Below are 13279 nucleotides of genomic sequence, written 5' to 3' on the forward strand. Positions count from 1 at the left end.
GATTGCTTTTATTTTATTATGATTCTCCTTGATTTTCTTCTGAAATTCGTTCGTGAATTTCCAAATTTTTAACATCCGAGAGAACCAAAGGAACAGTTTCAACCGTCACTTCTGAAAAGTGAAGACCAAACCAACGTGCTGGCGAAGCTGTAATTTTTTTAATTTGCTCTTTTGTTTGAAGAACAAATCGTTCAAAGCCAGGCATTTGTCTTGCATTAATTAGTTTTTCTTCTAAAATAATAAAACGGAAATCTCCAACTTTTCGTCCTGGTGTAATACTATAAGTTTGATTTTGTTGTGGTAATCGTCCTGACTCCATCAAGTTGGTCACAATCGTCCGTAAATACCGAGGAATTTCTTGACGCATATGAAAACCGAGATATAGATTAACACAGACAATAAAATCAGTTCCTAGCATATCCACTTCGTATTCAGAAGTATAAGGCTCATCTGTAACATTAACCTTCACAAACCAGTAAACTTTAGCTTTTTTAGGACGCTTATCCAAAATAGAATACAAGATTGAACGGTCAATCCATTCTTTATCCATTTTAGCCGTTAAATAAACGACATTCGTATGATAAAGGTCGTAAGTTTCATCTTTGCGGAGTTTATCCATTTGTTCTTTATAATCATTAAGATTTGAAGAATTAAGATATTTATAAAAAAGCTGATCAGATTTATGCCAGATTGCCATAACAAATAGAATCATGGCAGCAATAATCACAACGACATAACCGCCATGCATAAATTTTACAGCGGAAGCTGCAAAAAACAAGCCTTCAATAAAGATAAAAACGGTGAAAAATAGGCCAACCAATACTTTTTTAACTTTTTGATAGTGACTTAAATAGACAGTTAACAATGTTGTTGTCATAAGCATGGTTACTGTGATTGCTAAACCATAAGCCGCTTCCATGTGAGCAGAACTTTGGAAATAGACAACAATAAAACTCGCTGCCAACCAGAGTCCCAAATTTACGGCTGGAATATATAATTGTCCGAAAGTTTCTCCTGGATAAAAAATTCTTAATCGAGGAAGGAGTTTAAGACGAATAGCTTCTGACACAAGAGTAAATGAACCAGAAATCAATGCCTGTGAGGCAATAATTGCCGCCAAGGTTGCTAAAATTACTGAAAAAATGATTAAATTTTGAGGAAGGACAGCAAAAAATGGATTGATATCTCCTAATGATTTTCCGCGATTTTGTAAAAGCCAAGCCCCTTGCCCACAATAGGATAGGATGATACAAACTTTAACAAAAGGCCAACTGACATGAATATTTCCCCGACCAACGTGTCCTAAATCGGAATAAAGAGCTTCTGCGCCCGTCGTTGCCAGAAAGACTGAACCTAAAACAAAAATTCCAGCTTTATTTTCTGGGCTTAAAAGTAAATGAATTGCCCAATAAGGATTAATTGCTTGAAGAACAGAAAAATCACCAAAGAGATTAATCAAACCCGTAATTCCAAGAAAACTAAACCAAATAAACATGACTGGTCCAAACACTTTACCAACGATTGAAGTTCCAAATCGTTGAATTAAAAATAAGACCGCTAAAATCGCCAAAGTAATAATAACAATCGGTAATTGCTGCTGACCAAAAGCTTCATGAAAAGCTGGAATTGACCTCAAGCCTTCTATTGCTGACGTAACCGTTACGGCAGGTGTTAAGGCTCCGTCAGAAAGCAAAGCAGCACCACCAATCATTGCCGGAATAATTAACCATTTTGCATACTTGCGAACGAGAGTAAATAATGAAAAAATTCCGCCTTCATGATTATTATCCGCTTTTAAAGCAATCCACACATATTTGACTGTTGTAATTAATGTCAGCGTCCAGATAATGAGCGAAAGTGCCCCAATAATTGACGTTTCTGAGATTCGCTCAAGCCCCCCTTGGCCTTGGACAATTGATTCCATTGTGTAAAGAGGGCTCGTTCCGATGTCGCCATAAACAATTCCCATTGCGATGATGAAACCGGCACCTGTTGCTTTATTAAATGAGCGATTAGATTCATAACCCATTCTAATTTCCTCAACTTTCTCTAGTTCCATAAAATTTATCAAAGTAAATAATTCACATTTGATTACCTAAATCATATAACAATTTCTTGATTTTTTGTTAAAAAATGGTCTAAAGAATACTGCAAAATTTATAAGAAAAAAAGCTAGAAAATTCTAGCTTTTAATTAATTATTTTTCAACTTAATCTTCTGTGTACCAGTCGTAGTGGAAGATTCCAGCTTTGTCTGTACGTTCATAAGTGTGAGCACCGAAGTAATCACGTTGGGCTTGAATCAAGTTAGCTGGAAGATTTTCAGAACGATAGCTATCGTAGTAGCTAATTGCTGATGTGAATGTTGGAATTGGAATTCCTGCTTGAACAGCAAGTGAAACTACATCACGAACAGCTTCTTGATAACGTTTTGTGATGTCTACAAAGTAGTCATCAAGCAAGAGGTTTTCAAGTTCGCTATCTTTGTCGAAAGCATCAGTAATATTTTGGAGGAATTCTGCACGGATGATACATCCAGCACGCCAAATTTGTGCAATTGTACCGTAAGGCAAGTCCCAATCAAATTCTTCAGAAGCTTTACGAAGTTGAGCAAATCCTTGAGCATAACTCATAATTTTTGAGAAATATAGCGCTTTGCGGATTTTTTCAATGACTTCTTTTTTATCGCCTGAGAAATTAACCGCTGGGCCAGATAAAACTTTGCTTGCTTTAACACGTTCATCTTTATAAGTTGAAATGTAACGAGCAAATACTGATTCTGTAATCAATGGAAGTGGTACACCAAGGTCAAGGGCAGACTCTGAAGTCCATTTACCAGTTCCTTTGTTTCCTGCTTTATCAAGAATTTTATCAACGATGTAGCCTTCGCCTTTATCATCTTTACGTTTCAATACTTCTTTAGTGATTTCAATGAGGTAGCTATCAAGTTCGCCTTCATTCCATTCTTCAAAAATGGCTTGAATTTCTGCATTGCTAAGACCAAGAACCCGTTTCAACAAATCATAAGATTCAGCAATCAATTGCATATCGCCGTACTCAATTCCGTTGTGAACCATTTTAACGTAATGTCCAGCACCGTTTGCTCCCATGTAAGCCACACATGGTTTACCATCTTGAGGAGCTTTAGCTGCGATTTGTTCAAAAATTGGTGCAACCAAATCGTAGGCTTCTTTTTGACCACCAGGCATCATTGATGGGCCTAAAAGCGCACCTTTTTCACCACCAGAAACTCCTGTACCGATGAAGTTAATACCTGAGTCTGCAAGTTCAGCATTACGACGCATTGTGTCTGGGAAATGAGTATTTCCACCATCAATCAAGATATCGCCTTTATCCAAGAGTGGTAAAAGTGATTTAATTGTCGCATCTGTCGCTGCTCCTGCTTGAACCATGAGCATGATACGACGTGGTTTTTCAAGACTTCCAACAAATTCTTCAAGTGTTTTAGTGAGAACAAGATTCTTATCTTGATGTTCTTTATAAACTTCTTCAGTTTTTGAAGTCGTACGGTTGTAAATTGCAACGGTATAACCACGTGACTCTACGTTGAGTGCAAGGTTTTTCCCCATTACAGCCATTCCGACAACACCAAAGTTTGCTTGTGCCATTTGAAATCCTCCAGAGTATTTCTTTATATTCTATAATATATAGTATAACGCAATTTATTTCCAATTACCATAGTTAAGTATGTAAATATTTTACATGACAAAAAAATCTGCCTTAAAGACAGATTTTAAATTTTATTCTTTTTCGTCAGGAAAATTTGTTAATTCTTTGGCTTTGTCAGCAATTTTTTTCGCTTCTTCAGCAAGAGACTCAGTATCAATATCTTCTTTCACTTCATCTTTGGCATCACTGAACTTAGCCACAACTTCTGCGGCTTCTTCTGAGATGTCTGATTCATTTTCATCAAAGAGTTCTTCTCCACTGTCTTTCATTGAATTAATTTTTTCAACGACAGCATCTTTAGTATCATTGAAGAAATCAACAACTGAATCTTTAGACAGTTCACCTGAGTCAACTTTTTCCATAATTAAATCACGTTTTGAAAGCAAAAATTCTTTGGCCTTGTCAGCTGAAATTTCACCTGAATCAAATTTTTCTTTGATCTCATTAAATTTTTCAGCTGAGAAATCAAGAGCAGTATCTCTCATTCCAGTCAATGTTTCTTGAGGGTTTTCTTTTAAATCATCATAAATTTTTCCAGCCCCTTCGCGGAGTTCGCTTCCTTTTTTAGGAGCTAAAAATAGAGCAGCTGCGGCACCAACTAAAGCACCAACTAGAAATCCTGTTTTTTTTGACATCGGTTAAGTCCTTTCTTTCGTAAGCAAGTTTAATTTACTTTTACACCCGCTTCAGTTTTATCTTTTTTAACAAAGAATTTTTTGGCTGTTTTTGCCAAAACTACTGCTGAAGCTGAGGTTGTTTTTCGTTTTGTTGAACCTCTATTAAGACGTGTCACAAGTTTACGACTTGAAGCATTGATGTCTGAAACACTTTCAGACAAGTCAGCAACCGCTGTAAACAAAGGGTCAATCGTGGCGACTTTCCCATTAACATCATCAAGCAAGGTATTGGCTTTAGTCATTATGCCATCAGCTTGATGAAGTAAGACATCTACATCGCTAGAAACTAATTTAACCGTACGGTTGGCTTCTTCAACAACCTTAGAAACTTTATGTAATACAATAACTAAGAAGACCACCAATACAGCAAATGCTATCGCGATAATCAATAATGCAATATTTCCCACGTTTCCTCCTCTTTATTCGGGTATAAATCAGCACCCATTTTTTCAATCTTCTTTCATTTTGATGAAAGCGATTCTATTTGACTTCATTATAACAAATTGTTTCGCTATTTTCTAATATAACTTACATTTTTTTATGACAAGAAGTCTATCCTTCAGGATAGACTTCTTAATTTTTTTTCATTCTGCGATAAATAAAGAGAACAAGTCCTACAATTACTAATAAAACTGAAAGCCATTGTGACACACGAGTAGGTCCTAACATTAGGCTATCTGTTCGCATTCCCTCAACAATAAAACGAACGGCTCCATACCAGACGAGGTAGAAACTAAAAATATCCCCACGTTTTAATCCTTTAATTCGATGCCTAAAGACCATGACCAGAATAAAACCGCTTAGTGTACCAATACTTTCAAAAAGGAAGGTAGGCATTCGATAATGACCATCAATAAACATTTGATTTCTAATGAAAGCAGGTAGCCAGTCTAAATTTGAAACAATTTTTCCATAGGCTTCTTGATTGACAAAATTCCCCCAACGTCCCATTGCCTGAGCAAGAAAAACACCCGGGATAGTAATATCAAGCAAATCTAGCGGATGAATCATTCGATAGTAGCTAAAGACAAAGAGGACAATTGCTCCAGCGATTAAGCTTCCATAGATGGCTCCGCCACCATCCCACATGGCAATGATTTGTGAAGGATGTTGACTATAGTAAGACCATTGGAAAATGACATAATAAAGTCTCGCTCCAACAATTCCTAAAGGAAAGGCAAAGAGAACAAAATCAATAATATCATCGGTTTTTATATTACGCTTTGGGGCTTCTTTACATGCGAGCCAAACGGCTAATGCGGCACCGCCCACAATAAAAATAGCATACCAGTGAATGGCTAGCGGCCCTAATTGGAGTGCAATCTTATTTAAAGCTAAAAAGGGAAATAGATTATTCATATTTTTTATCAGTTTTCTAAATTTACTGACAGAATTTTCGGTCAGTAATTTCTAAGTTTTATCTTATGATTCTTTATTATGACTGATTAAATCAGTGAGACGGTCTTCAAAAGTTTTTGTGGCATCGAAGCCCATTTGCTTAGCTCTAAAATTCATAACCGCAGCTTCAACAATTACTGACACATTCCGCCCAGTTTTTACAGGAATGCGGGTTTGTGGGACTTCAACATCAGAAAATTCAACAATAGTCGGTGCATTTCCCAAACGGTCAAAAGATTTTTCCTTATCGTAGTATTCTAAATATATAGCCATATCAATATCCGTTGAATCTTTAACAGCACCAGCACCAAAAAGACTCATCACGTCAATAATCCCAACGCCACGAATTTCAATCATATTGCGCAAAATTTCTGCGGGTTCCCCAGAAAGTGTGAATGCATCCCGTTGAAAAACATCTACACGGTCATCAGCAACTAATCGGTGGCCACGTTTGACTAACTCAAGACCAGTTTCTGATTTACCAATCCCACTAGCCCCTTGAATAAGAACGCCGACCCCAAAAATATCCATCAAAACACCATGAACAGTCGTTCTTTCAGCTAAACGTTCATCAAGAAATGAGGTCAATACTGAGTTCAATCGGCTGGTTGCTTCACGCGATTGAAGTAAAACAATGTCAGACTTTTTAGCTGCTGCCACCATTTCACTAGGAATTTCTAAATTACGTGCAACAATAACAACCGGTGTTTCTTTAGCCATGACTTTTTTCAAGAGGTCATAGCGATTATCTCCAACTACAGTCATCATGTATGACCATTCTTTCATCCCAAAAAGTTGAATTCGTTCGGGTGTGAAATAATCAAAATACCCAGCCATTTCTAAACCTGGGCGCATAATTTCTGAAGTTGTAATTTCTTTTTGTAATGCTGTTTCTGTTGAGTAAATCACATGAAAATGAATTTTGTCAAGTAAATCTTGAACTGAAACCGCCATTGTAAGTCTCCCCTATTATTTCATAAATAAGAACAACTGACAGAGAATATTTTTTCGTCATAAAACTTTGTCAGTACTTTTATAATAAAAATTGTGATAAAAATCACATTTTCATATCACGTATAAATTTATCCAAGCGATAAGCAAGGAAGATTCGGCGTAATAAAAGAAAGCCGAAAAACGTGGCTAAAAACCACGAAGCAGATAGGAAGGACCAGCTGAAAATCCAAGCTTCAAGTACCGTTCCAATCATAAAAGAATAAAATCGTTGTTTAGGCATGCCTCTATTATGACATTTTTAAGCCAGAAATGTCAATGGATTGTGTTGAATAATACTTAATAAAAAAAGCTTTTTATTTTCTAAAAAGATTTTCAATTTGATGATTTATTTAGCAAAGAATTTGATAATTAAAAAGATAAGTCCAGCATCAACCAATAGTCCCACGTACCATGAGAGATTGAAATACCATTTTCTAGTTTTATGATGACAGAGATGCCCAGCCAAAATTGCTCCAATCCCTCCACCTAAAAGTGCTTGTGCAAGTAAAAATTTTTCAGGAATTCTCCACAGATGATATTGGGCCTTGTACTTATCCACCACATAAAAAACAAAAACAATAAGATTCCAAACTGCTAATAAAACTAATAAATAAAGAATCATTTTTCTCCCTTCACATCTATACTAAATATCATTAGATTTTAAATTCTTTCATTTTCTCAACTCGAAGAGCCCCTTTTTGACCACTAAAAGTCCAACGTTGTTTAAACGCCCGTCTTTCCTGAGTATTTCCCGCAATAGTTTGACCAGAATTAACAGAAACAAGGTAGTCAATAGCTACAAAATAGAGGTCAACTTCAAATTGATTATCTTTTACTTCTTTATAACGCGTGATTCCATCCAAAACCACACTACGCGTGTGATTAATTTGACCTTTGTCACTCATCTTTTGGAGAATTTTTTCATGTTTTTCATATAAATTATCACCATAAGATTCGGACAAAGCTCGTAAGTCATGTTTATCCCAAGCATCTTAAACTTTTAGAAAAATTGCTTCTATTTCTGCTGACAAAGCTGAATCATTTAATGTCTTTTCTTGAAAATAACCTCTTTTTTTAAAGGGAAGTTTAACTCTATTTCTTATAAAATAAAATCCGAGACCGGCAAGCACAATCAGCCATTTCCAAATCCTTCCTCTATTATACCTGCTCCCCATTCTAGATGTACTCGAATTAGAAGTATAGCTATTAGAACCAGTATTACTATAATGGCTGTTAGTATTTCCACCTCCAAAATTACCGCCAGTTCTTGTACTTCTATTTCCTCCCCCTCGAAATCCTCCTGCTGTTGCAAAAGCATGAGGTGTGACTAAAACTAAGCCACTGATGAGCAATAAAATAACCACTTTCTTCATCATTTGATTCAAAAATTATTTCCTTTTCTTTGTCACTGATTTTATTATATATATTTTGTTATTATACCCTATTTCCCTTTTTATTTGAAACATCTGTTAAATTGCTACTTTTAGTGGAGTCTATTAAAAGAGTGTGATATAATTACCTCATGAAAAAACTCATGAATCTTTTTAAGTCTGAAACTGTTAGATATCTCATTTTTGGAGTCCTAGCAACAGCAGTTTATGCCTTTGTCAAATGGTTAACTTGGCAAGCTTGGCATTCTGGCTGGGGTTCAGAAACTGCCGCTCAAGCTTCAAGTATTATTTTTGCATTTTTTACCAATAAACTTTTTGTTTTCAAACATGAATCATCAAACTTATTACGTGATTTCATCAATTTTACTTCAGGACGAATTGTTCTTTTACTCCTATCCATCTTTATTAACTGGTGGTTCATTGATCAACATCCTGATATTTTGATGAATCTTTTTGGACTTTCTAAAAATAATATGGTTGCTGCTCTTAACCTCGTCGTTCAAGTTTTAATTATTGTTATTAACTATCTTTATTCAAAATTCTTTGTCTTCAAAAAAGATAAAAATTTAACAGAATAAACTAATTTTTTACTGATAGAAAATTACTGACAAGATGAAAAAAAATACTGACAGATTTTCTGTCAGTATTTTTTTTCATTTTTATTAGTATTTTTTATTTTCTAATTTCCTTGATGAATTCAACAATTTCACCACGTCGTGTTTCAATCTTACCAACTTTTGTTTTTTGATAAACAGCATTTAATATGGCGCCAATAATCAAAACGCGGGCGATGAAAATAAACCAAATCATCAGTGCAAAGACAACCAATGACCCAATCAATTTCAAGTCATCTAATCGCTGAAGAGCAAAGCTAACATATTTTGCAATCCAGTTGGTTAGAAAAACAAGAACAAAGGTTGAAAATATTGTTCCAGGCATGGTGTATCTCAATTTTCTTATTTTAACATTTGGTAGGATAAAATAAAGCATCATCAAAGATAAAAAGGTCGCTACAGCAATCGCTGGTAAAGTCATATTGTGTAAAGTTCGGTAGAGATGATCATCAAAAGGAAATAAGCGATGAACTTGTTCAAGAATTAATTGTCCAAAAGTAGAGAGAACAATTGAAAAGTAAAGAAAGAGTAAAATCGCAAATCCGGCAGCTAAACCGATAATTCGACTGACAATAAAATCTCGATGATTAAAGACTTCATAAGCTTTATTCATTGACATTTGTAGAGCAGATAAGGCCCTTGAAAAGGTCCAAAATCCTGCTAAAACAGAGAGTGAAAGTAAGCCTGTATTTCTTTGATTTAAGAGATTATTAATGACTGGTTCAATTCCTTTGTAAACATCACTTGGGAGTTGCTCAGACAAAAAGCTCAATAAAGCTGTTGTATTGATATGTAAGAAGGGTAAAATATTTCCAACAATCAATCCTAGAGGAAAGATTGCAAGTAAAAGGTAATAAGCAACAGCAATTGAAGACAGACTCATTTCTGAACTTTTGAAAAAAGTCATAAAAGTTGTCGTTAGCTCAGCAATTTTTTGTATAACTTTTTTCATCTTTCCTCTCATCTGTTTTTCCTTTTACTTATTAATAAGTCCGTTCTTCGCCTTGAGAAGTCAAAATCACAGGACCATCTTTAGTGATAACAAACTGGTGTTCGTATTGACATGATAAACTTCCGTCAAGTGTAACGTAACCACGTTCACCATCATGGTCAATTTCCCAACCCCCAGTGTTAATCATTGGTTCAATGGTTAAGACCATTCCTTCGCGTAAACGAAGTCCACGTCCAGCACGTCCGTAGTGGGGCACCATTGGTTCTTCATGCATTGTTGGTCCAACGCCATGTCCTACAAGGTCACGAACGACACCATAGCCACGACTTTCAGCGTATTCTTGAATAGCTGCCCCAATATCACCAATGCGGTTGCCTACTTTGGCTTGTTCAATTCCAAGATAGAGACATTCGCGGGTCACATCCATCAAGTTTTTTACTTCGTCAGAAACTTGGCCTACAGCATAAGCCCAGCAAGAGTCAGCAACGCCACCGCGGAATTCTTCTTGATATTTAACCATTGATTCAGCATCGTCAAAATTAAGTTTTGAAACATCAACAGAACCATCTTCAACCAACCCGAGAACCATGTCAACCTTAATCAAATCACCATCTTTAAGAATTTGATGACGTGGAAATGCGTGAGCCACTTCATCATTCAAACAGCAGCAAGTAGCATAAGGGAATGGATTATAATTTCCTTCATCCACTCCGATTTGTAAAGGTAAAACATTTTTTTCTTTACAAACTTTGCGGACATATTCTTCAATTTCCCACATGTCAATCCCTGGTTTAATCAACTCACGAAGCCCAATGTGGATATCTGCCAAAATTTTGCTACTACGTTCCATTTGCTCGATTTCACGTTGCGATTTTAATGTAATCAATTTATTCTTTCCTTCTAAAGTTCTGAGAAAAACTCAGTTCTTTTTATTTAAATTAATGTTTTGAAGTGACTCATACTTCATCGAAAAATAAATTTTCATTTACTGGGGTTACTGAATCCTTATAAGATAGTATTTATGACTTTATCTATATGAATTTTCTTCGACAATCATGAGCCTTTTCAAAATTACTTTGAATGCTAATTCAACTGAACAGATTTTTTTGTAATCCAAAACAGTCTATTTAGTATAAATACACTTTATTTTACCATAAATTTCCCTATAACTAGGTGTTTTTTATATAAATTGGCAGTAAAACTTCATCTACCAATTCATTAATTTGCTTATCATTCATGGATTGACCTTCAAGGAGCATATGATAACGGGTCATCTGGAAAGGTAAAAGCTTAGCTGTTTGCCCAATTTTTTCACGCGCTTCCCCTCTTTCCTGAGCCCTTGCAAGCAAGCGTTCCATAATAATCAGATTACTTGGAAGGACATTGCCAACGGTCGATTCAAGAACATTTTTTCCTTGCGACTGCATAAATGAAACGAAGGCCAGAAATCCTTTGGGATAGAGTTTAAAATTTTCTCTCATAAAGGTTAAAAGTTCAATTAAATCTTGCCGCAAGCTCCCACTGTTAATTTCTTGGTCTATCACATTTCCTCGCCACTCAGGATTTTGTGAAATATTGAAACGGACAGCTTCAAAAATTAAGTCAAAAACATCATCCCAATAACGATAAAGTACACTTCGAGTGGTTTTGGCTTCTTTTGCAACATTTTGAAAGGTTACTTTTTCATAGCCTTCATTTTCTAAAATATGAACTACAGCTTTATAAATTGCTTTCTTAAGTTCATCCCCTCTTCTTCGAGAATGATTAGGTGATTTTTTTTCTTTTTCTTCAAACATAAGAGACCTCGTGTTTCTTAATTCTATTATAACATCATCTTTATCTAATACCAAAAAATCAAATTAGATACAAAAAGAATCTTATTGTTGACAAAACTTATTCTTAGGTTTATAATAATTTTGTGCTTAAGATACAAAATGTATGTTATTTTTAAATTATAATTCCTAAGTTTTAATAACTTAGTTTTCGCTCAGACGAAAGAAAGGATTAACATGGCAAAATCAAAAAAGAATGAAAAAGAAAAATTGCCAAAAGAATTGACGCGAAATGCTTGGATTTTAGTCGTTGGTGCTATTGCTCCAATGCTTGATTCAACCATGGTCAATATCGCAATCAACAAACTTCAAAGTGACTTACATACTTCACTGGACATGATTCAGTGGGCAATTACAGGCTACGTTCTTGCACTTGCTGTAGCCGTCCCTGTCTGTGGTTATGTTGTCAATCACATTGATGGAAAAAAAGTAATGCAGTGGTCACTCCTTAGTTTTGGACTTTTTAGCTTTTTATCTGGAATTGCTTGGAATATTGATAGTTTTATCATTTTCCGAGCTGTTCAAGGATTTTCAGCTGGTTTTATCACTTTACTGATGACAACCCTGCTAATGCAAATTACGCCTCCAGATAAACTTGGTCAATTGATGGCTGTTGTCTCAACTCCTATTATTCTTGGACCAATTATCGGGCCAGTACTTGGTGGTGCAATTGTATCTGGAGCAAATTGGCACTGGATTTTCTATGTTAATATTCCGGTAGTAATTATTGCAGTCCTCCTTAATCATTTTTATCTAAGTTCTTTCAAACCTTTCAACCCTAAAGCTAAACTAGATTGGTTTGGAACACTCCTTTTGGCTGGCGGTTCTGTGGGATTAATTTACGGAATGATGAAGGGTTCAACTAATGCTAAAAATTTTTTCAATAGTCAAATGATTACTTTTGTCATCATTGGCTTAGCCTTGTTTGTTATTTACGGAATTTATAATCGCATTCGCAAAAATAATACTGTTCTTCCGCTCAGATTTTTCAAATCTAAAAACTTCACTGCAGCGAATATTGGAATCTTTTTAGCTGGAATTGCTTCTAATGGACCTATGCTTTTACTGCCACTTTTCTTTCAAAATACAAAAGGCTTTACAGCCGTTGAAGCAGGTCTAATGTTGATTCCCCAAGGGATTGGTATGATGGTGACACGACCATTGATTGGGAAGATGATTGACCGTATGGGAGCTCGTCCTGTAGTACTTGTTTCCCTGGCTATTTCCCTTCTTGGAACAATTCCTTTCATTTTTGTTCACGAAAATACAAATTTGATTTGGTTGGGATTGGTTTTATTTGTTCGTGGAATGGGAATTGGTGGTTTGCAAATGCCAATGATGACTGATATTTTCATTGGTTTAGACAAACAAGATATTCCTGGTGCATCAGTAGGACAAAGAATCATTCAAAACGTTGGTTCATCTTTTGGTTCAGCCGTCATCTCGGCAGTTGTGACGGCGGTTGTGACGTCTGAAATTGCTGGACAGATGACAACTAAACTACATCAATTAGCGGCGATGCACACCAATTTAACACCGACTGTCATTGCAAGAGCAAAAACTTCTGTTGAAAAAGCAGTCACGCTTAATGGTTATCAACTTGGCTTTCTTGTCTCTTCGATTGTTTTAATTGTGATTGCTATTCCAGCCATGTTCCTTTCACAAAAGAAGGTCAACAAATAAAATTCGTAGTTTTTAGCTTTGATTTCACTTGTTTTTTGATATAATTGAAT

The 13279-nt window shown here is 35.6% G+C and carries 15 protein-coding genes; 2 read left to right on the forward strand and 13 right to left on the reverse strand.

Going from position 1 to position 13279, the window contains the following annotated elements; all coding sequences use genetic code 11:
• Positions 1–16: 16 nt before the first annotated feature.
• The 10 genes from HFD15_RS10360 to HFD15_RS14365 form a co-directional block, all read right to left on the reverse strand.
• A complete protein-coding gene (locus tag HFD15_RS10360; RefSeq protein WP_010905466.1) occupies positions 17–2029 on the reverse strand; it encodes a potassium transporter Kup in 2013 nt (670 codons plus the stop codon).
• Between the two features lie 180 nt (positions 2030–2209).
• Complete coding sequence (gene gndA, locus HFD15_RS10365) at positions 2210–3628, reverse strand: NADP-dependent phosphogluconate dehydrogenase (protein WP_058208576.1); 1419 nt, start codon at positions 3626–3628, stop codon at positions 2210–2212.
• 132 nt (positions 3629–3760) lie between these two features.
• The gene (locus HFD15_RS10370) at positions 3761–4324 is read right to left on the reverse strand and encodes a YtxH domain-containing protein (RefSeq protein ID WP_015425946.1); all 564 of its coding nucleotides are present in this window, start codon (positions 4322–4324) and stop codon (positions 3761–3763) included.
• A gap of 29 nt (positions 4325–4353) precedes the next feature.
• A complete protein-coding gene (locus tag HFD15_RS10375; protein WP_003129531.1) occupies positions 4354–4773 on the reverse strand; it encodes a DUF948 domain-containing protein in 420 nt (139 codons plus the stop codon).
• A 166-nt stretch (positions 4774–4939) separates the two neighbouring features.
• The gene (lgt, locus tag HFD15_RS10380; protein ID WP_167593617.1) at positions 4940–5725 is read right to left on the reverse strand and encodes a prolipoprotein diacylglyceryl transferase; all 786 of its coding nucleotides are present in this window, start codon (positions 5723–5725) and stop codon (positions 4940–4942) included.
• Between the two features lie 63 nt (positions 5726–5788).
• Positions 5789–6718 carry an HPr(Ser) kinase/phosphatase gene (gene hprK / locus HFD15_RS10385; RefSeq protein ID WP_167593616.1) on the reverse strand — a complete coding sequence of 310 codons (930 nt, stop codon included), beginning with the start codon at positions 6716–6718 and terminating at the stop codon, positions 5789–5791.
• 103 nt (positions 6719–6821) lie between these two features.
• Positions 6822–6998 (reverse strand): DUF3272 family protein, encoded by a 177-nt coding sequence (locus HFD15_RS10390; protein WP_023189594.1) that lies wholly within the window; start codon positions 6996–6998, stop codon positions 6822–6824.
• A 105-nt stretch (positions 6999–7103) separates the two neighbouring features.
• A complete protein-coding gene (locus tag HFD15_RS10395; RefSeq protein ID WP_058208577.1) occupies positions 7104–7379 on the reverse strand; it encodes a DUF1294 domain-containing protein in 276 nt (91 codons plus the stop codon).
• A gap of 31 nt (positions 7380–7410) precedes the next feature.
• Complete coding sequence (locus HFD15_RS14360) at positions 7411–7662, reverse strand: hypothetical protein (RefSeq protein ID WP_235586261.1); 252 nt, start codon at positions 7660–7662, stop codon at positions 7411–7413.
• 87 nt (positions 7663–7749) lie between these two features.
• A complete protein-coding gene (locus tag HFD15_RS14365; protein WP_235586262.1) occupies positions 7750–8142 on the reverse strand; it encodes a hypothetical protein in 393 nt (130 codons plus the stop codon).
• Positions 8143–8279: 137 nt separating this feature from the next.
• On the opposite strand from HFD15_RS14365, the gene HFD15_RS10405 reads away from it, so the two are divergent.
• The gene (locus tag HFD15_RS10405) at positions 8280–8726 is read left to right on the forward strand and encodes a GtrA family protein (RefSeq protein ID WP_003129522.1); all 447 of its coding nucleotides are present in this window, start codon (positions 8280–8282) and stop codon (positions 8724–8726) included.
• Positions 8727–8820: 94 nt separating this feature from the next.
• Here the strand turns inward: HFD15_RS10405 and HFD15_RS10410 are convergent, their stop codons facing one another.
• The 3 genes from HFD15_RS10410 to HFD15_RS10420 form a co-directional block, all read right to left on the reverse strand.
• A complete protein-coding gene (locus HFD15_RS10410) occupies positions 8821–9714 on the reverse strand; it encodes a YihY/virulence factor BrkB family protein (protein ID WP_010905463.1) in 894 nt (297 codons plus the stop codon).
• A 31-nt stretch (positions 9715–9745) separates the two neighbouring features.
• Positions 9746–10600 carry a methionyl aminopeptidase gene (locus tag HFD15_RS10415; protein ID WP_003129519.1) on the reverse strand — a complete coding sequence of 285 codons (855 nt, stop codon included), beginning with the start codon at positions 10598–10600 and terminating at the stop codon, positions 9746–9748.
• A gap of 283 nt (positions 10601–10883) precedes the next feature.
• A complete protein-coding gene (locus HFD15_RS10420; RefSeq protein ID WP_058208579.1) occupies positions 10884–11510 on the reverse strand; it encodes a TetR/AcrR family transcriptional regulator in 627 nt (208 codons plus the stop codon).
• Positions 11511–11723: 213 nt separating this feature from the next.
• On the opposite strand from HFD15_RS10420, the gene HFD15_RS10425 reads away from it, so the two are divergent.
• A complete protein-coding gene (locus tag HFD15_RS10425; protein ID WP_058208580.1) occupies positions 11724–13229 on the forward strand; it encodes an MDR family MFS transporter in 1506 nt (501 codons plus the stop codon).
• The last annotated feature ends 50 nt before the right edge of the window (positions 13230–13279 follow it).

Origin of the sequence: Lactococcus sp. EKM203L, from assembly GCF_011800585.1 — a bacterium.
GTDB lineage: Bacteria > Bacillota > Bacilli > Lactobacillales > Streptococcaceae > Lactococcus > Lactococcus lactis.

Coding starts and splice junctions, on each gene's coding strand:
- HFD15_RS10360 (WP_010905466.1), bottom strand. CDS start 2,029: ATGGGTTATGAATCTAATCGCTCATTTAATAAAGCAACAGGTGCCGGT.
- gndA (WP_058208576.1), bottom strand. CDS start 3,628: ATGGCACAAGCAAACTTTGGTGTTGTCGGAATGGCTGTAATGGGGAAA.
- HFD15_RS10370 (WP_015425946.1), bottom strand. CDS start 4,324: ATGTCAAAAAAAACAGGATTTCTAGTTGGTGCTTTAGTTGGTGCCGCA.
- lgt (WP_167593617.1), bottom strand. CDS start 5,725: ATGAATAATCTATTTCCCTTTTTAGCTTTAAATAAGATTGCACTCCAA.
- hprK (WP_167593616.1), bottom strand. CDS start 6,718: ATGGCGGTTTCAGTTCAAGATTTACTTGACAAAATTCATTTTCATGTG.
- HFD15_RS10390 (WP_023189594.1), bottom strand. CDS start 6,998: ATGCCTAAACAACGATTTTATTCTTTTATGATTGGAACGGTACTTGAA.
- HFD15_RS10395 (WP_058208577.1), bottom strand. CDS start 7,379: ATGATTCTTTATTTATTAGTTTTATTAGCAGTTTGGAATCTTATTGTT.
- HFD15_RS14360 (WP_235586261.1), bottom strand. CDS start 7,662: ATGAGTGACAAAGGTCAAATTAATCACACGCGTAGTGTGGTTTTGGAT.
- HFD15_RS10405 (WP_003129522.1), top strand. CDS start 8,280: ATGAAAAAACTCATGAATCTTTTTAAGTCTGAAACTGTTAGATATCTC.
- HFD15_RS10410 (WP_010905463.1), bottom strand. CDS start 9,714: ATGAAAAAAGTTATACAAAAAATTGCTGAGCTAACGACAACTTTTATG.
- HFD15_RS10420 (WP_058208579.1), bottom strand. CDS start 11,510: ATGTTTGAAGAAAAAGAAAAAAAATCACCTAATCATTCTCGAAGAAGA.
- HFD15_RS10425 (WP_058208580.1), top strand. CDS start 11,724: ATGGCAAAATCAAAAAAGAATGAAAAAGAAAAATTGCCAAAAGAATTG.